Origin of the sequence: Candidatus Brocadia sp. (genome assembly GCA_021646415.1) — a bacterium.
Lineage (GTDB): Bacteria > Planctomycetota > Brocadiia > Brocadiales > Brocadiaceae > Brocadia.
On sequence record SOEU01000034.1, the window covers coordinates 1 to 23,833 of the forward strand.

The 23,833-nt window shown below is 41.4% G+C and carries 21 protein-coding genes, 1 tRNA gene, 1 pseudogene and 1 riboswitch; of the genes and pseudogenes, 13 read left to right on the top strand and 10 right to left on the bottom strand.

Annotation, left to right across the window (positions count from 1 at the left end; all coding sequences use genetic code 11):
* Positions 1–102 precede the first annotated feature (102 nt).
* The 7 genes from E3K36_16575 to E3K36_16605 all read right to left on the bottom strand — a co-directional run bounded on the left by E3K36_16575 (position 103) and on the right by E3K36_16605 (position 7,873).
* Positions 103–825, bottom strand: coding sequence for a hypothetical protein (locus E3K36_16575; protein MCF6156809.1), 723 nt, complete (start codon positions 823–825; stop codon positions 103–105).
* Complete coding sequence (locus E3K36_16580) at positions 818–1,360, bottom strand: hypothetical protein (GenBank protein MCF6156810.1); 543 nt, start codon at positions 1,358–1,360, stop codon at positions 818–820. Before E3K36_16580 ends, E3K36_16575 begins: the two co-directional genes overlap by 8 nt.
* A 382-nt stretch (positions 1,361–1,742) precedes the next feature.
* Positions 1,743–3,836: a tetratricopeptide repeat protein gene (locus E3K36_16585; GenBank protein MCF6156811.1), complete on the bottom strand. Its 2,094-nt coding sequence runs from the start codon at positions 3,834–3,836 to the stop codon at positions 1,743–1,745.
* A 259-nt stretch (positions 3,837–4,095) separates the two neighbouring features.
* Positions 4,096–6,756, bottom strand: a complete 2,661-nt coding sequence (locus E3K36_16590) for a hypothetical protein (GenBank protein MCF6156812.1) — start codon at positions 6,754–6,756, stop codon at positions 4,096–4,098.
* 57 nt (positions 6,757–6,813) lie between these two features.
* A complete protein-coding gene (locus tag E3K36_16595; GenBank protein ID MCF6156813.1) occupies positions 6,814–7,089 on the bottom strand; it encodes a type II toxin-antitoxin system PemK/MazF family toxin in 276 nt (91 codons plus the stop codon).
* On the bottom strand, positions 7,047–7,241 hold the full coding sequence (locus tag E3K36_16600) for a DUF2281 domain-containing protein (protein ID MCF6156814.1): 195 nt from the start codon (positions 7,239–7,241) through the stop codon (positions 7,047–7,049). Before E3K36_16600 ends, E3K36_16595 begins: the two co-directional genes overlap by 43 nt.
* A 110-nt stretch (positions 7,242–7,351) precedes the next feature.
* A complete protein-coding gene (locus E3K36_16605; protein MCF6156815.1) occupies positions 7,352–7,873 on the bottom strand; it encodes a hypothetical protein in 522 nt (173 codons plus the stop codon).
* Between the two features lie 344 nt (positions 7,874–8,217).
* On the opposite strand from E3K36_16605, the gene E3K36_16610 reads away from it, so the two are divergent.
* The 4 genes from E3K36_16610 to yidD all read left to right on the top strand — a co-directional run bounded on the left by E3K36_16610 (position 8,218) and on the right by yidD (position 12,747).
* Positions 8,218–11,082: a hypothetical protein gene (locus E3K36_16610; protein MCF6156816.1), complete on the top strand. Its 2,865-nt coding sequence runs from the start codon at positions 8,218–8,220 to the stop codon at positions 11,080–11,082.
* Positions 11,083–11,217: 135 nt separating this feature from the next.
* Complete coding sequence (locus E3K36_16615) at positions 11,218–12,093, top strand: NAD(P)-dependent oxidoreductase (protein ID MCF6156817.1); 876 nt, start codon at positions 11,218–11,220, stop codon at positions 12,091–12,093.
* Positions 12,094–12,167: 74 nt separating this feature from the next.
* A complete protein-coding gene (rnpA, locus tag E3K36_16620) occupies positions 12,168–12,557 on the top strand; it encodes a ribonuclease P protein component (protein MCF6156818.1) in 390 nt (129 codons plus the stop codon).
* The gene (gene yidD / locus E3K36_16625) at positions 12,538–12,747 is read left to right on the top strand and encodes a membrane protein insertion efficiency factor YidD (protein MCF6156819.1); all 210 of its coding nucleotides are present in this window, start codon (positions 12,538–12,540) and stop codon (positions 12,745–12,747) included. The genes rnpA and yidD overlap by 20 nt, the downstream gene beginning before the upstream one ends.
* Before the next feature lie 41 nt (positions 12,748–12,788).
* Here yidD and E3K36_16630 read toward each other — a convergent pair whose 3' ends face one another.
* On the bottom strand, positions 12,789–13,493 hold the full coding sequence (locus E3K36_16630; protein MCF6156820.1) for a tetratricopeptide repeat protein: 705 nt from the start codon (positions 13,491–13,493) through the stop codon (positions 12,789–12,791).
* 279 nt (positions 13,494–13,772) lie between these two features.
* Between E3K36_16630 and E3K36_16635 the strand changes: the two genes are divergently transcribed.
* The 5 genes from E3K36_16635 to E3K36_16655 all read left to right on the top strand — a co-directional run bounded on the left by E3K36_16635 (position 13,773) and on the right by E3K36_16655 (position 16,651).
* Positions 13,773–13,846 (top strand) — tRNA-Arg (locus E3K36_16635).
* Between the two features lie 33 nt (positions 13,847–13,879).
* Positions 13,880–14,521, top strand: coding sequence for a histidinol phosphate phosphatase domain-containing protein (locus tag E3K36_16640; GenBank protein ID MCF6156821.1), 642 nt, complete (start codon positions 13,880–13,882; stop codon positions 14,519–14,521).
* Positions 14,522–14,618: 97 nt separating this feature from the next.
* Entirely contained in the window at positions 14,619–15,269 is a 651-nt protein-coding gene (locus tag E3K36_16645) for a tetratricopeptide repeat protein (protein ID MCF6156822.1), read from the top strand.
* A gap of 1 nt (position 15,270) precedes the next feature.
* Entirely contained in the window at positions 15,271–16,275 is a 1,005-nt protein-coding gene (locus tag E3K36_16650) for an RluA family pseudouridine synthase (protein MCF6156823.1), read from the top strand.
* Between the two features lie 151 nt (positions 16,276–16,426).
* Positions 16,427–16,651: a twin-arginine translocase TatA/TatE family subunit gene (locus tag E3K36_16655; protein MCF6156824.1), complete on the top strand. Its 225-nt coding sequence runs from the start codon at positions 16,427–16,429 to the stop codon at positions 16,649–16,651.
* Between the two features lie 385 nt (positions 16,652–17,036).
* On the opposite strand, the gene E3K36_16660 is transcribed toward E3K36_16655, so the two are convergent.
* Entirely contained in the window at positions 17,037–17,399 is a 363-nt protein-coding gene (locus tag E3K36_16660; GenBank protein ID MCF6156825.1) for a PqqD family protein, read from the bottom strand.
* 676 nt (positions 17,400–18,075) lie between these two features.
* Between E3K36_16660 and E3K36_16665 the strand changes: the two genes are divergently transcribed.
* The 3 genes from E3K36_16665 to E3K36_16675 all read left to right on the top strand — a co-directional run bounded on the left by E3K36_16665 (position 18,076) and on the right by E3K36_16675 (position 21,465).
* Complete coding sequence (locus E3K36_16665; GenBank protein ID MCF6156826.1) at positions 18,076–20,223, top strand: RNA-binding transcriptional accessory protein; 2,148 nt, start codon at positions 18,076–18,078, stop codon at positions 20,221–20,223.
* Positions 20,224–20,313: 90 nt separating this feature from the next.
* Positions 20,314–21,021: a methyltransferase domain-containing protein gene (locus E3K36_16670; protein MCF6156827.1), complete on the top strand. Its 708-nt coding sequence runs from the start codon at positions 20,314–20,316 to the stop codon at positions 21,019–21,021.
* A 63-nt stretch (positions 21,022–21,084) separates the two neighbouring features.
* Positions 21,085–21,465, top strand: coding sequence for a hypothetical protein (locus E3K36_16675; protein MCF6156828.1), 381 nt, complete (start codon positions 21,085–21,087; stop codon positions 21,463–21,465).
* On the opposite strand, the gene E3K36_16680 is transcribed toward E3K36_16675, so the two are convergent.
* Complete coding sequence (locus E3K36_16680) at positions 21,462–22,385, bottom strand: cation transporter (GenBank protein MCF6156829.1); 924 nt, start codon at positions 22,383–22,385, stop codon at positions 21,462–21,464. The genes E3K36_16675 and E3K36_16680 overlap by 4 nt on opposite strands.
* Positions 22,386–22,742: 357 nt before the next feature.
* Here E3K36_16680 and E3K36_16685 point away from each other — a divergent pair.
* A pseudogene (locus E3K36_16685) lies at positions 22,743–22,853 on the top strand (hypothetical protein).
* Positions 22,854–23,520: 667 nt separating this feature from the next.
* Positions 23,521–23,626: riboswitch (cyclic di-GMP riboswitch) on the top strand.
* Positions 23,627–23,833: the final 207 nt, after the last annotated feature.

A 23,833-nucleotide genomic window follows, 5' to 3' on the forward strand; every position in this document is an offset into this window, starting at 1 on the left:
TAACGCCACCGGGTAACTCCGCAAACCGCCAAATATTGAAGTTTATTATTGATTTTTGCGTAGTAAGGGTATTATGGAAGGCCGATTTTTGCTACGCGAAAATCATTTGCAGAATTTAGGTATAAGTTTAATAAGTGCCTCTAAATAATCACGAAGAAATGGTGTTACAATTATTGCTTCCGGTCCCAACGTTTCTTCAATTACTCTATTAAGATTTTTGACTGAAATATCTGGCCTTGGCGTAAATTGAGGCATTGAACTCCTAACTGAAATAGGAACGAGTATCATTCCAAACAGATAATACTTTTCATAAAGATCTGAAAATTCTTTGAGCTGCGCGTCTGAAAGGTTTGCTTTATACCTTTCTCTACGAGAGTTAATTGGTTCAGTATATTGAATTAGAGAGTTTGATTCATCACTCACCTTTTTACAAAAGTAGCGATCAATCCAAATTTCCATATAGTGATTTTGAAAATCTTTAAAGGTAAGTGCATTAATATTTGTATTTCTTAAATATTCGAGAGATCCTTTCTGAAAACCGTGTTTTGATACAATATATCCAACATGTGCACCAACTTCGTGGATGACTGTTGTAAATAAATGAATAACGCTTTGTGGTATGGAGCTATTCCAGTTTTTGCATTCAACAACATATTGGATTTTATCAACACTACCAGGATCTATCGCAAAAACATCCAAAGAAACTTTTCCACGAGGTGTGGTTATCTCTTTATTGATTTCAGCTTTCAGCCCAATTTCATTGAAGATTCTGCATACCCCCTCTTGAAGTATTTTCCAGTCATTTGGTTCGTGGTCTTCAATCATTTTCTATAATGACCCCCAACGAGGCGTTGCGAATTTCATTAAGAATGTGTTCTGACCGTCTGCGATCATAAATTCCTAGGGAAAAATAGATAGCAGCGAATATTACGCCACCGATAGCCGCAGTAACAAACTGTATGCAAGCCAACACTGGGAGTGTGAGTACGCCAAAGAGAAAGAAACCAAACGTTGCGAACACGAGTAGCGCTCTCACATACCAAATGAAGCTGAAAAACCAAGGGCTGCCGCCAGTAGATAGGGCTTTCCCCTCCAGCAACTGCATCTGTCGAATGGCACGACGCTCCAAGAATTTGAGTTGTGCGACAAACACCCAGACGAAAAGTGAGACTCCAGCCATAGAGAAGCAGATGATTACTTTCAGTGTAGTTGAGAATGTAGGAATCTTGTCAAGAATCCATGCGGTAAGCGCGAGATAGAGTCCAGGCACCTGCCACAATTGAGACGTATACATGCGCGAACGTTCGTTGAGTTGCTCGTAAAGCGTATCTGGTGAAATTGGTTGCGTGGAGTTGGTCACAGGATGCTCACTCCGATATTGGGACGAGACGCCTAACAAGTTACTGTACAGTTTCTGTCTTCTAACAGAGTAAAATCATAAACGCCAACGAAAAAGCGGGAAAACGATTGTCTGTTTTAGATAGCCTAAATTCGACAATATTTTACGCCTTTTCAGAAATATATTCAATTTAATAATCCTGGTATATAAATTTCTTAAATAAGTTGACATTCTGTTTCTCTGTGTCATTCCCACCCCTGTCCCCCGCAAGGGGTAAACTCCAATGGGAATCCAGAAAAGTAGCGAAAGACTGGATTCCTGCCTTCGCAGGAATGACAACTTACTTTTTTCGTTCACTATAGATTATTGAGTTTACGAAATTATTTTTAACGAAATACTCCTTCTAAGGCTTTCCTTCTGTAGACGTTAGTTTATTGATAATTTTCTTCATTTCTCCTGCTTGTTTGTGTTTGGGGTTTATTTGTAACGCCTCCCGGATATGTTCCAATGCCTTTTTGTTGTCATGAAGATGGTTCAGATACAAAACACCCAGACTGATGTGGACGTCGGCATTTTTGGGGTCTAATTGGTTAGCCTCTAAAAGCTTATTATAGGCTTTGTCCATTTGCCCTTTTTTAAAATAAACCACGGCTATGTTATAATGTGCCAGGGCAAAATTTCTTCGAATTTTTACGGCCTTTTCCAATTCAGAGAGCGCCTCGTCGAGCCTCCCCTGATCAATAAGGGCACTCCCCAGGTTGCAGTGTGCATCGGCATAATAAGGGTTGGTTTTGAGCGCCTCGTTATATTCACCGACAGCCTCATCCAGCATCCCCTTCCTTTTGTAAAGAAGACCCAGATTGTTATGCGCCTCCGGGTATTCATTTCTTAACTGTGTTGCTAATTTGAGTTCTTTAATTGCTTCATCATTAAGACCTTTCAGCGAATATGCGGCACCGAGGTTACAGTGCGCCTTGGGTTGCTCGTATCTCACCCGAATAGAATCCTTGAACGCCTGAATGGCCGCATCGGTGAAACCATTATGATAATAAAAGTACCCGAGGTCGTTATATACCCGAAAACTCCCTGGTGAACGGCGTATGGTCTCTGTGCTAAAGGTGAATTCATTGAACCATATCCTGTTTCTGCTTATCGTACCCCACGCAAATAAGAGACAGATGATGGTTATTGATGCTATGCGAAATACCCTCCAGTTTAAGATTTTGCCTTTTATATGAAAAAGTCTTGTAAACGGTTTTTGAGTAAATATCGAACCCAATAGCAGGGTAAATCCTATGCCTGGAATATAAAGATATCGCTCTGCCATGATATTGATTATGGGGATAATATTCATTACTGGCAGGAGTGTTATGAAAAACCAGAGGATGGAAAAAGTCCATATCCTTGAAAGACGACATAGTTTTATTGACAGAACAATAACGAGTATTACTACGACAACACTTACCCGGAAAGCCGCATCGGCAGGTGAATAGGTAAGGGGAACCACATAATCTGCGTTAAGCGGGACCGGGATAAACAAGAGCTTGAAATAATAACCAAGCGTCTTTGTCATCATGATACCGTTTGCAAAAATACTGTTCCCGGGAAACTCGACTGATTCGCCAGGATTATGGAATAGAGAGAATCGCAGATACAGATAAAAGGCGCTGACGACAACATAGCCTGCATACGGTGTTACGAGCGGCATAATAATTTTCTGGAAAGGTTTTTTATACCCCCCTGTGTCCCCCCTTCGCAAGGGGGGAATCAAAGAGGGGTAATCAATAACATTTCCTCGATCCCTTGCGAAGGGGGAAAAGAGAAGGGGCTTTTGGTTGAGGTAGTGGCGGTCTATCGTAGTATGAAGGTTTAACGAGATACCATTCTGAAGGATGAGGTCGCAGGCGAGGATTAAGAATGGAAGGGTGATTGCCATTTCCTTCGATAACAAGGCAAAGAGATATGTACATAAAGAAAAGGCATAGCAAATGATGAAGTTTCTTCTGCCAGTGCTCCTGTTGGATTTGAGAAATAAGAGAAAGGCTGTCAGCAAAAAGGTGGCAGACAAAAGGTCTTCACGATAGCTAACGGCGTTGACGGCCTCTGTAAAAATGGGGTGTATGGAAAAAATTAGGCAGGAAATAAAGGCCGACTGTCGATTATAAAAGAGTCGATATGCCATACAATAAACCAGGTAAACGTTAAGGGTATGGATAATAATATTTGTCAGATGATAGCCCCACGGTTTTAGTTGCCAAAGGGCATACTCAAGAAAATAGGAAAGGGTGACGATGGGCCGGTACGTGAGTTCGCCGGAGACAACAAAGTATTTCTGGCTGAAAAATGCAGAAAGATAGCGCCAATCCCGAATAAAATGGTTGTTGGTTATGGTAATGTAATCGTCATAAACAAAGGTATTTCTCAGAGAATTCAGGTAAGCCAGTACTGGCACTATGGTGATAAGTAAGAGTAATGTTAAGTGGGTCTTCTTGTTCAACGTCTTCGAATCTGTTAAAGTGAATAATTAGCCGCAGATCGCACAGAGAAAACGGCTGGTATCTTTGAATTAGACCTTGGCTACTTTTAAATACAAATGTTTATGACAGTGGGCTACCCCCTTTACTCCCCCCGCCAGCGGGGGACAGATGGTTGTCCCCCTCAGTGAGAAGGCGCTTTTGCTTGAATTTCCTTATCATGAAATTATGCTACCTTCGGCAGCGACGTTAAGGCATACGCATGTTTCGGTCTTTGCAGCTTCAGTATCTTCTGCGATCAACAGAACTATTACAAAACACTGACACAGGAACTAAAATTCCTATACTTATCAGCGTAATGATCATACCAATGACAAATGATTTAGGCTCGTAGACAAATTTAACTATGTGCTCACCTTTTTCAAGGAAGACCGACCGGAGGATATAATTGGTCTTTAACACCTTACTCTTTTTTCCATCAACGTACGCATTCCAGCCGGGATAAAATGTGTCACCAAGGACAAGATAACCATCTTCCAGGAGAGTTGCCTTTATTGTAACGCTATTTGGTGAGTATTCAAGGATGGCCGGAATGGGCTCTTGTGGTAAATTTTTTGTGTCTGCATTCTTTATGGTATTACCCTGCAAAAACTTCTCTTTTTTATCAAAGGTTTCCCTCCCCCCTTCATCCCCCCCTTGCGAAGGGGGGGAAAGAGGAGGGGTAATTTTGCGGCTGGAAAGCTCTATAATATTGGTAGGTCCTTCCAGGATAACATATTCTTTGGGATCAAATGCACTGCCGGAGAGTTCCTTAAATATGGCATCTCTTCCCTGCAAGGTCTTGGCCTTATGGACAATAAAGGCACGCGGCAATGCCTGTGTATTGTAAAAGAGGGCATATTGAGAGTCGTGAAAGACCGGTTTTATCATTGGATGTTCTATCCTCGCACTGGCGGGAAGAAGGATATACCTTAAATTAAGCAGATTGGTCAGTCTGGAAAGTTGAGTTACTTCCATAACGATGCGTGGTTCTTCTATGGGTTTACCATCGGACAGGTTGATGAATTCGCTGTATTCTTTAATGACGTTGGCGTCATATCCCCCGATATGAGAAATATTATGAGCCATACCCTGATTAAGCTCAAAGTGCCCAACAGTCGTGATGCGGAACGGTTCGGGGTCATTTTTCAAGACGTTGAGCATTTCCTTATTCCAAAAGCATTGTCGGAAATCAAAGGTAACCATATATTGGTTTCCGAAACACCAGAGGTCTCCGAATAGTACAGCTATGGTAATGGGGATTAAAATCTGCTTTCTTAACCTGCCATTCATCCATAAGCCAATAACAAGCAGACTTAATATGCTCAGAATTATACATTTTACTGCACCCCTTGTAGCAATGGCAAAGGTTGCATGCAAAAATCCAGCATCATTCAGGTTTGGTAGTGTGGTGTATCGATCTCCCAGTGAACAAATCTTCTGAATAATGCCATACCATGTTCCATATCCTGCCCTGAACAAAAAGAAGATTAAGAGAAACAGGCTTATGGCAGAAACAATGCCGATAGTAGTATAAAGAAAAGAAGGTATCTTTTTTTTCGTAAAAACATTTGTTTGCAAGTATTCTGCCCCAATGCCGGAGAGGACAGAAAGGGAAAATGCCACGATAAATATGAACTTTGAATTTCCCCGGAACATGTTAAATCCGGGCACAACGGTATAAAGGATTTTAAAAAGTGGTGTAAACTTGCCCAATGCCAGGATTGCCGTGATCAATGCCATAATGAGAAAGGTCTTAGTGAATTTATTTCTATTGCGGCATGAGGCAAGTACACTCAATAATAAAGGAAGGATGCCGACATACAGCGACATCTCCCAGAGGTAGTACCTCCCCCAATAAGGGGTTTTGAGTGAATTTCCGAAAAATTCGGGGATAAATAAGGTGATGAAATTTTCTGGCGCAAAAGAAAACTGGCCAACCCATTCGTATGAAATTGTTTGCCGGGCAGAATGTTTGAACATCTCAATGGCCGGTAATAGTTGAACGGCAGCGAGTGAGATACCCGCAACGTAGAGGATGAAAACCCCCGCTGTATGATACCCAACATATTTCCAATCCCCATGTCCTCTGAATTCCTGGATAATACGTACGATAAAATAGATAATTACGGCAATGGCGGTATAAAAAAAATATTGAGGGTGACCCGCCAGGATATTCAATGTAACCGCAAACCCGCCCAGGAGTGCATAGAAAAATTTTCTGGTACGTATAAACAACTCCGAAAACAAAAGAATAAGTGGTAGCCATATCATGGTGCACAGATTGGGGAGGTGCCCGGGATAGACGTGGAATATCTGCGGGGCGCAAAACATAAATATGATGGACGCGATCATACAGCTCGATCGGGAAATCCTGTTTGTACCGGCTAGGGTTTTATCCCCCCTTTCATCCCCCCCTTGCGAAAGGGGGGAAATAGGGGGGGTAATTTTGTTGCGGTTAGGGTAACGCGTTTCCGGAAAGCTGAGATATCTGAGATAGAGGTAAGTAAATGCCCCTGATAAAAATACATGGAGGATGATGCTATAGTTGATAGCTACATGAATAGGGAATACAAGAAAGATCAGATTGAGCGGATAGAATATGGCAGATTGCACCCCCCCGACAAATGGTGTCCCACCATAAATATATGGGTTCCAGAGGGGTATTATCCCTTTGGCTAAGGTATTGAAACCAAAATATCTCCAGTAAAATAGCTGGTGGCGGGTATCGGTATTCTGATCGCTCAGGACGTTATAATCTATGGGAATAACAACATTGTAGAAATATGCAAGGGTAAGGAGGAATAACGTGAGTATCGCAAACCAATCATATTTAGACCATGCCTCTGTCTGGGTTGTAATCAAACCTGAAGCTGAATAATTATCGGAATACTTGTCTAGCATTTGGCCTTCTTAATTTCTTCCCTAATTGGACATTGATTTTTATCAGAAGTTGCGTTTTCACTTACGAATGATTTCGATAACCTTATCGATAATCTCAGTGAGTTTTTCTATTTTAAGACTGCCAACTCTATATAAGATAATATGACTATCTGTAGTAAATATGCGATTGGGTCTTACATTACTCGGCTGCTTCAGGCTTCCTGCCTCAAAATCCTTATCGTCGAGTAAAAGTGAATAATTGTCTTTAATAGTTTGGCTGGTAATCTGACAGAGAATTACGTCATCGCCTTCTACAAATTTTGCCACGCCTCGTCCTCCTCTGGTTTTAGCCAATCTTTTTCAAGCGAAGATTCGCTTGCGATAGCAGTATCAAGCCTTTCCTTAATTATCTTTGTCTTCAAAAAATGAATAAAATCTAATACCTCGTCAAGGAAAGGCTCTGGAACATGTTCAATTTCACTTATGACTAATTCTTTTTTACTCATATTCTCACCTCACTCAAATTATTTAATTTTTTCTTGTTTCTCACCTGTCTTAATAGCGTATTACAGAGCACAACTAATATCGCAGAGAAAGCAAGCTGTTCTTACTCCCGTTAATCGCCATGCGTATCACGTTTACTTCGTTGTTTTTGCCATAGTTTCCCAATCTCCGAAAATGTCTTTCCTTCCAACCTTTTATTTCGACAAAACTGTTGCCAATCGGAAAGAACATTTTCAATAGCTTTTTGATTTTTTTCCGTTTTAGTATACAGATGCTTTTTCCATAAGGTGGCTATCTCAGAAAAAGTTAAACCTTCCAATCTCTTATCTCTGCAAAACTCATTATAGGCAGATAATCTTTTTGGTTCCTTCACTTCTTTTGCGATGTCTTCTATTTTACCAATCAAGGAAGACAATTCGATGATTTCAATTTGTTTTGGACATTCTAACCAATTATGTTCCCAGCAAACAATAATGTCTACCAAATCAGGATTATGTTTATGTTCAAAATGTTCGACTCTTGAATTCAAATTCGATTCGAAGTTCTTCCCAACGTCCACTTCCGATGTAACGTCGCGCAATGCAATCAGGAAAACCTGCCTGAATAGATTCGATTTTAAAGTCAAAAGCATCATGCAGCATTCCAAAAAGATAAACTACCCCAAGTTCGTTAATAGGAGCGCATGAAAGAGATTTGCAATTGATTTTTGATCCAAACACACGCCGATTTCTTTTCATTCTGTTCCCCGTTAGGAGTTGGATTTAATCCCTAATTGTTATTGTAATTTTTAGTTGGTAACATTCCCAAGATAAATCTAAATACTGAAATCAAACAAGTCTTTCATTGCCAATGCAATTATTTTATAGGATAATTCCCTATATAAGATTCCATTTTCATTCGTGTCAATTTGTGACTATTCGTAGATGAATTGTAACGAATTAGTTTACCCTTTTGATAAGCCATTTCAAACAAAAAACCATGCAAAACAGAACGTTTCATATCTTATTATTCCTGTGCATTGCAGCGATTGGTTGTTACGCCACCATTGCACAGGTGATATTGATCCGTGAATTTTTGAATATCTATTATGGCAACGAACTGTGTCTTGGCATTGTATTTGGCGCATGGTTTCTTGGTATTGCAGCCGGTGCCTTTGCGGGCGCAAAGGTTGAATATGCTTTTAAATACACATTCGGCGTTTTCATAATCACATTGTTCATCCTATGTTTCGTATTACCCGCACAAATCTTTTTTGTACGCTGTATACGGGGCTTTTTGAGTGTTGGAATTGGCGAGTACATTTCCCTGCTACCCCTGCTCCTTACCTCTATTGGATTAATCTTTCCGTTTAGTTTTATCATTGGGTTTATCTTCCCATTCTCATCAAAGGTTGTGTGGGATATTACCGGAGTGCTGCATTGTCGTAATCAAAAAGTAATTTCGGATTGTAGATTCCAGAATTCGGATTTATTATCCAATTCCAAATCTGAAATCCACAATCCGAAATCCAAAATCCGAAATGAGAATGCCGGAGACTCGCAAGACGTAACCATCACTAAAAACCCTGCTAAGAAAAAGGAAGATAAACCAGGAAATACCAGGGATGCCGCTGTGGATATTGGAGTGGTGTATATTGTTGAATCTATAGGCAGTCTCGTTGGAGGGCTGGTATTTTCATTTTTTCTGGTCTCCAGATTCCATCCCTTTACCATCATAGCTCTGTTGAATATGGGGATGTTTGTCCTTTTAACCATTTTACTTTTCTCTTTTCTGGGAAGAGAACAAATCTGTTTCGGTGAAGAAGGAGATAAGAAAACAAAAAAGACTCTGGGATATGTTTCCCTGGGTTTGTTGTTGCTTACAATAGCAGTTTTGTTTTCGCCTATCCCTGATAAGGTGGAGGCATTGTCCACAAAGATGCGATGGAATACGTTGAACCCCCATATTGAGCTGGTGACCTCTGCGGACTCAAAATACCAGCATATCGACATAGGCAGGCAGGCCGAACAATACAGCATCTATCTCAATGGACAATATGCCGCTGCCTTTCCCAACGAATATGAATACGCCCAAATCGCCCATCTGGTGATGACCCAGCATCCGTCTCCAAAACGCGCGCTCCTGATCGGTAATGGACTGGGTGGAATCATTTCAGAAATGCTTTTGTATCCCATCGAAACACTGGATTACGTGGAACTGGACCAAAACCTTCTGGAAATCTCCGGCAAATATCTATCTCCATCAGATAAACAAGCACTAACCGATAAACGCGTAACGGTATTTCATCAGGATGGCCGTTATTACGTAAAAAACACATCAAAGAAACAACACTATGACATTATCCTGGTAAATACCCCGGATCCCTCAACGGCCTTCCTTAACCGTTTTTATACCCTTGAATTTTTTAAAGAAATTCAGGCCATTTTAAAATCAGACGGGGTTTTGGCCGCCTCAGTTAGCTCGGCAGTGACCTATATCGGAAAAGAGGTGGGAAGTTATACGGGTTCTCTCTATCGTACCCTGCACGAAACCTTTCAAAATGTGCTTGTGACACCTGGCCAAACCAATTTCTATTTTGCATGCAATAAGGACGGGATCGTTACCCCTGATATAGAAACGCTTATGGCGCGGTATAGAAAATTTCAGATAAAATCCGATTATTTTACCGAATATCTCTTTTATACCATGCTTCAGCCAGAACAGGTTGCATTTATCGAAAGGCAATTGAGCCAGAGAAAGGACCTGCTTGTTAACACGGATGCAAGACCAGTCACCTATTTTCTAAACCTCGTATTGTGGGATTCCCTGACCGGTGGGCCCCTGCACGGGTTATTTCACGGTTTAAAGGACGTGGGTTTGAAATCGTTTCTCATCCCCATTGTGATTGCCCTGGCAGGGAGGATAATTTATGTGGGTTTAAGGCAATTGAGGCAAGGATGGAAAGACGGCAGGCATAAAGTAATGAGCCAATACCAGGAAGAAAACCGATCTGCTTCCCCTAACGAAGAAGATAATTTGAAAATTACTACTCCTTCGTCCCCTCCTTACGAAGGAGGGGATGAAGGGGAGGTTATAAAATCCAAAACGGCCCAACCTAATAGTAATCAATCTGTGTCTGTCGATAGATTCAATCGTGATTATACCAGACAACTTAAAACCAACTGCCTTATCGTTTTAGCCACAACTGGGTTTACCGGTATTGCACTGGAAATTGTGCTCATCTATGCCTTTCAAAATATCTATGGTTATATTTATGAGAGAATGGGCGTTATTGTTGCCGTCTTTATGGTTGGACTTGCACTCGGCGGGTATATTGCTAATCGAATCATCTTGAAAATAGAAGGGAGTACACATCATTTGCCTGCAAAAGATGATATGCTGATATCTGAAAATTGCAAAATAAAAGGGTGGCACGGACAAACTCGTTTGTCCGTGTCCGAATTCCGGTGGATTAACATCCTGATGATCTTTGAAGGGGTTATTGGTTTTTATGCCCTTATTTTACCATTTTTAATCCACGCACTGTCTTTTTATTCGACGGCAGCCGAGGTTGGGTTGGTCTGTCTCATTGGTATTGCAGGGATACTGACAGGTTTAGAGTTTCCATTGGTCAATAAGATATTTATTCAGCAGAATAAAGACATTGCCATATCTGCCGGGGCTACTGACGGTGCCGACCACATTGGCGCCTTCTCCGGGGCAATACTGACAGGGGTGATCTGCTTACCCCTTCTTGGCCTATTCGGGACGTGTCTGATCCTGGCCACACTCAATATAGCAAGCCTTATCCTGATAGCCTTTTCACTCTTTTGTCGTAAAAGAGCAGATGTTCGGTGCAGATGAATGCCCAGGTGGTTTTTGGGTTTGATATCCACCATATAAGACATCTTATATACTGATTTTCGGGGCAAACTCTATAACCATTTAAAAGAATGTGTTTCTCTTAATCAATTAGTGGGAAAATAAACCTGGTTTCATATGAAAAATTTGCTTGTTACAGGCGCCAGTGGTTTCCTGGGCTGGAATATTTGTCAGGCCGCAAAGAACAAATGGAAGACATTCGGGACAGTCTTTTCTCATCCTGGGGAAATTGCAGGTGTAACTATCGTGAAAATTGATTTAACCGATTTTCACAAACTGAAGAAATTATTTCAGGAGGCCCGTCCGGATGCAGTAATCCACACTGCCGCAAAATCTGACCTGAATTTTTGTCAAACCCATCGGACTGAATCACAGAGAATTAATGTAGATGCCTCAGTTACTATTGCAGCACTTTGTGCCGACTATAAAATCCCGTGTGTTTTTCCATCAACCGACCAGGTCTTCAATGGTTTGAATGCCCCATACCGTGAGGAAGACCCCGTTTGTCCCGTCAATTTTTACGGTGAACAGAAAGTATTGGCTGAGGAGGGTATGCTCAAATATCATCCTCAGGTTGCTGTTTGCCGCATGGCCCTGATGTTTGGTATTCCCGGACCTGGCGCGAAAAGTTTTATTCAGCCAATGATCGAAAAAATGAGAGAGGGGACAGAATTGCGATTATTTGTGGATGAATTCAGGACTCCGTTAAGCGTAAAAGCTGCAGTTTCCGGGATTTTTCTGGCCCTTGAAAAAGTACAAGGATTACTCCATTTAGGAGGCATTGAACGTATTTCTCGCTACGATTTTGGCAAGTTGCTCATAGAAACCTTAAACATACGCGAGGCCAGGTTGATACCCTGCAGACAGAAGGACGTGGTCATGCCGGCGCAGAGACCTCCGGATGTCTCACTTGATAGCTCAAAGGCTTTTGCTCTGGGCTTTAAATCATTCCTTCTGTCAGAAGAACTAAGAAGTCTGTATGGCATTGTTTGATCTTGCAGGGATATCGTTGACTACCTTATCTCTTTCTGCTAATCTAAAGGCATTACAAAATCCCTTGTTGTATTATGATACGTTTTCAGTTTATGAATTTTCGATTTACAAAGGCCGAACGTTTGACCCGAAAGAAGGAATTTGAAAAGGTGTTTCGCGAGGGTAAGGTATTAAAAAATGGAAAGATTGTTCTCTATGTCATACCGAACGGCCTTCAACATTCCCGTTTGGGACTAGTGGTGAGCAGAAAGGTGGGAAATGCCGTCCGGCGCAACCGTGCCAAACGACTATTGAGAGAGGCTTACAGGTTGAATAAACACTTACTTACTTCACATGTCGACATTATTGCCATTCCAAGGCATCCTTTTTCGTCTGATTTGAAACTGTCAGACGTTGACAATGGATTTAGGAAATTACTGCTCCAAATTAACGAAACCTTTTCCAATGAAGTTTATCGTCATTAAGCTCCTCCAGGTTTATCAACGTATCATTTCACCTTTTTTTCATCCTTCCTGCCGGTATGAACCGACCTGTTCTCAGTACATGATTGATGCTGTGGAAAAGAAGGGTGTTTTTTGGGGAATTTGTCTGGGCATATGGCGTGTATTGAGGTGCCATCCCTTTGGTGGTTCCGGGTATGACCCGGTGAAGTAGAACACAGATCTTGAGTGATAAGTGATAAGAATGAAAATCTTTTATTGCGACTGATTTGCCTTTTTTGTTAATTCCTCATAGAGTTTGAGTTCGTTACGAGCTTCCTCTTCCATTCCCTTCTTTCTGTAAGCAAATTCAAGATTTTTGTGGGTCATCGCCATTGACGGATTAATTTTGATAGATTTCTTTAATTCATCAATAGCCTCATCCAGCAGCCCTTTTTCGGTGTAAGCGGCCCCCAGATTGTTATGGGTAATTGCATCATCTGGTTTTTTTTCAAGGACATTCTTATATTCTTTAATGGCTTTATCAAATTGCTTTTTCTGAGCATAGGTAAATCCTAAAACGTAATGTGCTTCTGTAAAATCAGGTTTTAATTCTACTGCCTTTTCCCAGGCAAAAATAGCCGCATCCTGCATGTTGTTTCTTACATATACCGCACCAAGATTATAAAGAGTTTCGGGGTCATTTGGATAGAGTTCCAATACGGTTTTGTATTCCTCAATAGCTTCTTTGTACAAACCCTTTTTGTGATAGGCTACGGCGAGGTTGTAATGGGCTTCCCTGTTATTGGGTTCTATCCTTAATGCCTTCTTATATTCACCAATGGCATCATCAATCTTGCCTTGACTATCCAAAGAAACGCCCTGGCGGTTGTAGTAATCAGGGTCCTGTACACCACAACCTCCGGCTATGAACGTACCGGGAAGAAGGAATAATGGTATATATCGAATAAGAAAAGGCATGAAGTTTTTTCTCCTTTGTCATTTCGTTCGTATAACAAATCACGCCGGCTAATTTCCGTTGTTTACTGGAATACACAATACGTATTTATAATGTCGTTGCATTGTAATATGAAGCTTTCTCTACTTCAATTGAATTCTCAGTGTAAGGTGGAAATGTTCGGGTGAGATGGAATGATGTTGATTTTTTTTTACTTGAGGCTATAATTTACTGTTTTAATCTATCTGATTTTTGCTCGGTTGCCCCGGTTTCCTGTCTAGGAATACTTGCAATAATCCAATGCGCCCGTAGCTCAGCAGGATAGAGCGACGGTTTCCTAAACCGTAGGTCAGACGTTCAAATCGTCTCGGGCGCATTAAAATTCTTTACCGACGATTGATCTTCACAGATGATTGATTTGCACACGCATACGTTATTTTCCGATGGTGTACTCTTGCCGGCCGAATTAATCCGACGTTGCGAGGCAAAGGGTTTCCGTGGGTTGGTAATAACAGACCATGTCGATTACTCCAATATCGACACGGTGATACCGAATGTTTTAAAGGCTTGCAGGGAAATAGCTGCTGTTTCAAAGATCAAGGTATTTGGGGGTGCAGAATTAACTCATCTTCGTCCGGAGCATATAAAATCCATGGTAAAACGGGCAAAAGAACTTGGCGCACATATCGTTCTGGTGCACGGTGAAACCATTACTGAACCTGTGCTTCCGGGCACAAATAGGGCAGCAATAGATGCCGGCGCTGATATCCTTGTACACCCCGGTCTTATAACAGAGGACGATGCAAGGCTTGCTAAAAGGAAAGGGGTCAGATTGGAAATTTCCGGCAGGAAAGGGCATGCTTATGCAAATGGGCACGTTGTTAAAATGGCGAAGGAGGTTGGGACAAAACTTGTTTTTGGTTCCGATTCACATACGCCTGACGATTTGTTAGACCGGAACCGCGCCGAATGCATTGCCCGCGGGGCGGGTTTGGAAGAAAAAGATATTCAGGAAATTTTTAAAGAGGCGGAATTTTTAGTTGGTTTATAATTCGATTGTATAAAGAAATTTCATTTTATTTAAGCGGTATTTTGGGTGGAGCGGACAAACTTGTTCGCCTGTGTTTAAATCGCAGAGAGAAGAGAAAATGAAAGAATCTACTTTAAACGTATTAAAAACGCTGAATAAATATAAAGTATATATTGGAATAGGTGTTGGTGTTGCAATTGCCGCAGGCGGAGGAACTGCTTTTTTCATCACAGAAAAGGGCAGAAAGACAGAGGTTGTGTGGCAAAATCTGTGGAAAATTAATAACGATCTGGCAATGGCGATACAACAAGGAAAGGACGAAAAAGACAGAACAGCTGCTTTGAGCACTGCAGCTGATGCTTACAAATATTTGAAAGATTCGATGTCTTCATCCAGCGCTGCTCCATGGGTAATATTTGAGTCGGGAAATGTTTATTATCGCCTGAAGAATTATGATGATGCTATTCGCATGTATAATGATTTCCTGGAGAAGTATAGAAGTCATTCCCTTGCACCCATTGTAAAGCAATCTTTGGGATACGCCTATGAGGAAAAGGGACTTTTTCAGGAGGCGGTTAAACAATTTGAAGATATTTCGGTTGCCGGTAATAATTTTCTCGTTGCGCAAGGAAGCTGGGATGCAGGGCGTTGTTATGAAAAGTTAGGCCAAACAAACGACGCAATCCGCTCATATACCAAAACGACAGAACTCTCTCCAAACAGTAACTGGGCTACCATGGCACAGTATCGTTTATCGGTGATTCGATAAGATGCAGCAGGAAGTTTCACAAGTAAAAGAAGTAACCTTCGATATAAAGAAGACGTTCGATGATAAAAGGATTGACCGGTACCTTGCTTCACGCCTCCCTGACTACTCGAGAACTTTTATTCAGAAAATAATAAAAGAGGGTGCCGTGCTGGTCAATGGACGTACGGTCAAAAGCAGCTATGATATCCAAAAGGGAGACTTTATTTCCGTCCATGTGCCTGTACTCGAAGAAAGCAAGATCGTCCCTGAGGATATTCCCTTAAATATCGTTTATGAAGATGATTATTTAATGCTTATTAACAAGCCGTACGACATGGTTGTCCATCCGGCAGGTGGCCATCCTTCGGGAACACTTGTCAATGCGTTAGCCTTCCATTGTCAGAATCTTTCCCAAATTAACGGACCGTTAAAGGCGGGTATTGTACACCGGCTGGACAGGGATACCAGCGGCATTATGCTGGCAATCAAGAGCGATGCCGTCCATTCACACATTGCCATGCAGTTTGAAAAAAGGTATGTCAGGAAGGAATATATTGCCGTGGTAGAAGGTGAGGTTACGTTTGACTCGGATGAGATTCATTTACCCATTGGAAGGCACAAGAGTGACCGGCAAAAGATGGCAGTAAGACGCGACGACGGCAAGGAGGCTACGTCCATCTATGAGGTACTGGAACGTTTTCGGGGTTACACCCTGGTGAAAGTAATGCCAAAGACGGGCCGGACACATCAGATCCGTGTACACATGCGGTCGATTGGACATCCGGTCGTTGCGGACTTCATGTATAGCAACCATGAATCATGCTATCTTTCCGATCTGTTGGGGAAGGAAAGGGAATCGGGGGAAGTGCCCATCATCGAACGGCAAGCGCTCCATGCACACAAGATCGGGTTTTTCCATCCCATCCAGAATAAGACAATGGAATTTCAGGTGGACCTGCCTGAGGATATATCACTTCTTGTTAAAACGCTGAGGGAAGTAAGGCCTTACAGAAACGGCAGCAATTGACAGCAATCGTGGGGACGGCAAAAATTGGATTGCCGGCGCAATTCCTGATCACAGCGAACTATAGTTTCCAAAACAAATTCATTGATTTTCATCAATCCAATGATATAATTTTATGTTGTTTTTAAGGATTTTATTTAAGGAGGCATAAACTATGTTTAGTATGCCAGGTGGTTGGGAATGGCTCATCATCCTGATTGTGGCACTTCTGATCTTTGGTAAAAGATTACCGGATGTAATGAAATCCCTGGGGAGAGGCATAGTCGAGTTTAAGAAGGGCGTCAAGGGGGTTGAAGAAGAAGTAGAAGACGCGAGCAGTAAACCTACTCAGAAGAAGATAGAGACAGAGAAGGACGTCACCAAGCAGGAAAGCAAATAACTGGTATAAAATGTTATTTTGGAGTTACACTGCAGGTATGCGGTGTACCGTGTTTCTAAGGTTGATGTTTCAGGTGAATGATTACAGAAGACTGATTCAAATTGAATTTTTAAAATAGGGGTAATTTAACAATGAGAGACAAGAGAAGGCAGAGATTGACATGGCGCAGTAAGCGGGCAAATCATGGAAAGATGGGATGCAAGGGGAGAAGGGTGGGGAGATATAAGTAAAGCAAAGCCTGGAGCCATCGGCTGTCAGCGTTCAGCTTCTGGATGATAAAAAAATATACCTTTTGTCTGTACCGTAAAACCCAAAAGCCACTTGGTAATAAGTGGCTTTTTCTTTTGAAACAGAATGACAGAAAAATACGTGCGGATTTTATTTATCAGCAAATTACTCTGTGTTCGATGTCATGATAACAGCGGCTAGTCCCGATACATTTACAGCGCCTGTCTCTGACAATCTTCTCCAGTAGCCCTTTTCCAGCAAACAATTCAAGAGCAAGGTGGATATTCTGCGCTACATCGTATTTGCCAGACAGGGGGAATTTCTCCCTGATCACCTGCTCCATGTCTTCTAAGCTGTGTTCCCCATCGCAAAGTTTCCAGATGAGTTTTGCGGTAGAATTGAGCACATGAAGTACTTTTCCCTTAGTGCCGTAAAGTAACATTGTTTGACCGATGTCCTGTTCAATAAGGTCATGTCTACGGATAGGTTTCATGATCCCCTCCTTTAAAAAAGCACTCATTCATTTCTTCTTTCTCTCAATGTGTATTGGAGATGTCTTGCTGTGCCGAATTTAGAAGAGACATAGGGAAAAAAACATCGTCGTTGTAAAAGGCAGATTAGCCGAATTGTGTTACGTAATTCCACTCAGAACAATTTTTCTTCCCTTATGTAACAAGTGTTCTATTTTTTTTAATATCTTGATAATCCTTGTAATCGATCTCTATTAATCAGTTAAATTGATGTCTTTACCATGAAATTTGATCGCTTAATTTTGGAAATGCAAGGTTAATGCCAGAAAGGACAGAGAAAGAGTTCCAAAAAAATATTTTGCTATAAAATATTTTCATCATTGTAATTGTGACCATGAAAGAACGCGGAAAAGTAAAAAAGAAATTATCTGGATAGATATGCAAAACTGTGCCATGTCACAGAAGTGTGTCGTCACAGAGATGTGCCATGACACACTTTGTATTGCAAGATGCGAGGAAATGACAAGGAAAAAAGAGGATCGTTGAAGTGGTTTTTCAGAATAGAAAAGGTTTTATTGAATTGAACCAATTATGGACATTTATGAGAAACACGCTATAATGAAACACGGAATGAAAGTTTAAATTGACTTCATCTTTATTCCAACGATGATATTTTTTGAGATTTAAAAATAAAAGTTTATTCTCAGGGATAAGAAAAAAATTATCATGAGTAATGAATATATTTCTCGGATTGCCAAAGAACTCAATATAACAGCAAAGCAGGTGCTGGGAACTGCCGTACTTCTTGAGGAAGGTGCTACGGTTCCCTTTATTGCACGGTACAGAAAGGAAGCCACCGGGTCTCTGGATGAGGTAGCCATCATGGCAATTCGTGACCGTCTCGACCAGCTCAGGGAATTGGACAAGCGACGGGAAGCCATCCTTAAATCGCTGGAGGAGAGGGGACAACTAACCAGTGAACTCAAGGAGAAAATTCTTGCAGCGGAGACTATGGCTGTACTGGAGGATATGTATCTGCCATATCGTCCCAAACGCCGTACCAGGGCAACCATTGCCAGAGAAAAGGGTTTAGAGCCACTGGCTCAGCGCATCTTCACACAGGATGATACCGACCCGTTTGCAGTAGCAGAGGCCTTTGTGGATGCGGAGAAGGGGGTTGATTCTGTTGAGGATGCACTTGGAGGTGCCCGGGATATTATTGCTGAATGGGTCAATGAAGATCAAAATGCCCGGTCAAAAATCCGTGAACTTTTTATGACAAAAGGTGTCTTCAGGACGAAGGTAATTACCGGTAAGGAAGAGGAGGGGATTAAGTACAAAGATTATTTTGATTGGGAGGAGCCTGTATCGACGGCTCCATCCCATAGAATTTTGGCGATGAGGCGCGGGGAAAAGGAGGGATTTTTGGGCCTGCGCGTAACTCCTCCTGAAGAAGATGCCCTTGCCATACTTGAAGCGCTGTTTGTAAAAGGGAACAGTGCTGCTTCCCTGCAAGCCAGGATGGCAGTACACGACTGCTATAAAAGGCTCCTGTCAATATCAATGGAAACTGAGGTACGTTTAGATACAAAGAAAAGAGCGGATGAAGAGGCAATTAAAGTCTTCGCTGAAAATCTTCGGCAGCTTTTGCTTGCCCCGCCACTAGGTCAAAAAAACGTCCTCGCCATCGATCCTGGATTTCGTACAGGATGTAAGGTGGTCTGTATGGACAGACAGGGAAAACTGATCCACACTGACACAATATATCTTCATCAGTCTGAGGCAGGCGCATCTGAAGCTGCTACAAAGATTCTAAATCTCTGTAGAAGATTTGAGGTAGAAATCATTGCCATAGGAAACGGTACCGCAGGAAGGGAAACTGAGTCGTTTATGAGAAATCTCGACCTCCCGGAAAAGATTCAGGTTGTTATGGTGAATGAAAGTGGGGCATCCGTCTATTCCGCTTCAGACGTTGCCCGCGAAGAATTTCCTGATCAGGATGTAACGGTACGGGGTGCGGTTTCCATTGGGAGGCGGCTTATGGACCCCCTGGCAGAGTTGGTAAAGATAGACCCGAAGTCTATTGGTGTGGGACAATACCAGCATGATGTAGATCAGGGAATACTGAAACGCAGTCTGGATGACGTAGTTATCAGTTGCGTAAATCTCGTTGGCGTTGAGGTCAATACCGCCAGCAAGCAACTGCTCATGTATGTCTCCGGCCTGGGACCCCAACTTGCCAAAAACATCGTTGAGCACCGAAATGAACACGGCCCTTTTCGATCCAGAGAGGAACTGAAAATGGTAAATAAACTGGGGCCGAGGGCCTTTGAGCAAGCAGCGGGTTTTCTTCGCATCAGTGATGGAGAAAATCCTCTTGATCGGAGCGCAGTCCATCCTGAAAGTTATCATATTGTAGATGCCATGGCAAAAGAGATAAGATGCTCGGTCATTGATTTGATGAGGGATGAGAATCATCGGAACAGAATAGACCTTTCAGGATATGTAAAAGACGCAGTAGGTTTACCGACATTGCAGGATATCATGAAAGAATTAGCAAAACCTGGCCGTGACCCGCGGGAAAAGTTTGAACCGTTTCACTTTGTAAAAGGGATCGAAAAGATTGAGGATATTCAGCCTGGCATGAAACTCCCCGGAGTCGTAACCAACATAACTGCATTTGGCGCTTTTGTTGATATCGGGGTTCATCAGGACGGACTGATACATATAAGCCAACTTTCGGATCGCTTTGTGAAAAGTCCCAATGATGTGGTTAAGGTTCATCAAAAGGTGAATGTTACTGTACTGGATGTGGACATGAGAAGAAGGAGAATTTCCCTGTCATTAAGGAAACAGCCAGAAGCAAGCACATAATTGATTAGCGCAAGAAGCCACGAAAGATAAATATTTCTTTTCCCTGACAAAAACTAAATTAATGCGATCAAATTTTATTGTATCTAAAATATGAAATTCTACACGAGGAATATGGCAAATCATTTTATTCGAAGCTGTAAAGTATTTTTTGTCTTTGCGGCAATAGTATGTCTGTGTGTCAGCACCTATGCAAAAGAAGACATAAAGCGTGAACGTCCGGGCAAGCTTTTTAGTCCATCAAAAATACCATTACTTGAAGACCCCGGACGTGATAAATGGCAGAAACCAGATGAGGTATTGAATGCCTTAGAGATTGGAAAGGGCCAGGCCATTGCAGATATTGGTGCAGCTTCAGGATATCTTACGGTAAAATTATCTGAACGTGTGGGAGATACAGGGGCTGTCTATGCAGTTGATATACAGCAGGTGATGCTGGATTATATAAACAAACGGCTTGGTGATAAAGGATTGAAAAATGTAATCCTTGTGCTGGGCGATATGGATGATCCAAAATTACCTTCCGGGAGTTTTGATCTTGCTATCCTGCTAAGCACATATCATGAAATAGCACAACCAGTTGATTTTATGAAAAAGCTTAGACATGCTTTAAAACCTCAAGGAAAACTGGCTATTTTGGAATTCAGTGATGAGAGTCCTATTGGTCCACCTTTAAAATTCCGTCTCCCTGAAGATATTGTTATAAGCGAGCTTATGCAGGCAGGTTTTACTTTGTCAAAAAGGCATACATTTCTTCTTCCTTACCAATACTTTTTAGTCTTTTCTCCGTCCCGTTCATAGGCAGTGTCAAACGTTGTTTAAGGTAATGTCAAAACTTTTTAAAAAAGAGAGGATGATAATACCATGAAATTTCTAAATCAGAGGGCACTGTTTTTTTCTTTACTTTGGCTTGGTACCATTTTACTAAGTTCTTGTGCACAAATCCCTCCATATGAGGAAGAGATACATATCATTGTGAGTCCTCACAAGCTAAGTGTCCATTCAGGTTCAGAGGATAAAGTATTTGTTAAATTATTGGATAAGCAGGGAGGGCCACTTTTCGGCATAAAAGTCACAGCTATCAGCACAATCCCAACAGTTGCGACTGTTACATCAGAGGCATTGACTGATCCGATTGGCAAGGCAATATTTATCGTAAATGGTATTTCCCCGGGTACCACGAACATCGTCTTTTCTGCCGCAGGACAAAAAGCCACAATGGAAGTCGTTTTTATAGGACATTAACTGTGGTTGTGATTACCGTGTAAGTTGTTAATCTTACACTCGCATCCAAACTGAATTACCGTATGGCCGATCTTGAATTTTTCACCCAGGATGTGGTTGATTTCTTTGGAAAGCCTGGTGGTTTCACTAATCATCATATCTTTCGTATCAATATGGCCACTCATGGAATACATACCGGAGGTAATTGTCCAGATATGGATGTCATGGGCATCATCAATCCCGGGAATCTGTTTAAGACTGGCAATAACTTCTTCAATATTGATGCCTTTTGGCGTTGCTTCTAAGAGAATGTCAACGGATTCCATGATCAATTTATAAGACCAGATCAGGATGAGAACGCAGATCATGACGCTGATGATGGGGTCGACAATAAACCAGTTGGTATAATAAATGATAACTGCCCCGATTATGACGCCAAAGGAAGAGAAAGTGTCCCCCAGCATATGCAGAAATGCTGCCCTGACATTCAGGCTGTGCTCATGTCCGTGTCCCCCCTCTTTTAGAATGTAGATACAGGCTATATTGGCGATTAAACCCATCATGGCCACGATAAACATTTTGCCGCTTGATATGGTCTCCGGATGCGTAAAGCGTTGGTAAGCCTCATAAAATATCCACAAGGTGATCACAAAAAGGGTTATACCATTAAACAAGGCTGCTAATATTTCTAAACGGTAAAAGCCGTAGGTCTTTTTTTCAGTAGGAGGTTTTGCGGCAAAGAATAACGCAAACAGGCTTACCAACAGTGCAAAGAGGTGAGTAAGCATGTGACCTGCGTCACTGATCAGGGCAAGGCTATTGGTGATAAATCCCCCAATAACTTCCACGATAAAGATGCTGGCGGTAATCACACTGGCCAGGATGAGTTTCTTTCGTTCATGGGATCTATACTCATGTTTGTGACCATGTTCATCTTCGATGTGATAATAATCTATGCTATGAAAGTGTTTGATGATATGTCTCCCAATGAAATAATCATTTGAAATTCTTTGTGACAATTATAAATCTATAAACGACTTAAAACAAACTTTTTTTCTTGAATTCCAATTTCTCGTACATGAAAGTAGTGCCATATCGTCTTTGTGCAATGAATAGATATTAGCTGGAAAAAGTTTGTGCAGAGTTTAAACTGATGTATATTGGACGGAATTTAAAAAAGATGCTGAAAATGGGAATAAGGCTCGCTACGGATGTGTTGGCTGATGAATATTGCGAGAAAGTAACGGATTTGAGAAACTACTGGATTAATCAGTGCAAATTAGCGTTAATCTGTTGGCAAGCATTTAGGAACCTCTGCCAAAGGAGATTGGCATCTCAAAATAATGGATATGGCTAAACAGGATGTGGGTAATCTCAATAAGTGGGGGGTGGCAATCACGTATACATAAGCACTTTTCGACATTCGTTTCAAAGTCTTTTTTCATTTTTGTTGTAATACAAAGTGTGTCATGACACACTTGTGTGACGTCACACTTATGTGCCATGTCGCACTTTTTTTCACCTCATCAATCAATTCGTCAATTTTGTCTCATCTCTTTTTATATTCTTAAGTATTTAAAATTGAAATAATAACGGACAATTTTTAAAAATTATCTTCATTGTCAGCATACTGGTATCAATTTTGTTTTTAGTATCTTCCAAAGATAATTTTGACATTTTAGCAAAAACATGAATAAAATTAACCCTGTCAGGGTTTTAAACCCTGACAGGGTTGACTCACGAATTTCGTGCTTCGGATTTTGTCTTTTCCGACTTGTTTGGGTTAGGTCAATCAGGTAAAAAACTTGATTTTGCTGTGGCACTTCAAATTAATATCTTTTCAATATTATTAATGTATACATAGCGCCATTAATCACATACGAATATGTCATTCCCGCGGAAGCGGGAATCCATAAAAATACTGGATTCCGGGTCAGGCCCGGAATGACAGATACTTGTAAACTTATGCCGCTATGTATTGCATCAACATTCATGGTCGGCTAATTGCTAAAAATTTTAAAAAATTATGTTGCGGAGGGCCTCAAATAACATTTTACTTCGTTCTAACTATTCACATTCCGATAAAGGCAAACCCGGAGTGATCCGGGGATGCAAAGTAATAGGGTCTTTTGCATATTTTCCTGCAAAGGCAGGAAAATATAAAGATAGCCTTACTGCCGAAGATGTTTAGAAAAAATCTTTACAGTAAAGTTTTTTTGTTTTCAAGCGCAACTTACTTCAAGAAAACGATTCTTTTCATTGAACAGGGATTATCACGGGAACTAAAAAATACTAAATACGTGACGTTTTATGAACTGCCACAATAAGTATAACTATTTGAATTCAAAGGAATAATGGCAAGCAAACGATTTTGCCCACAACGAGACAA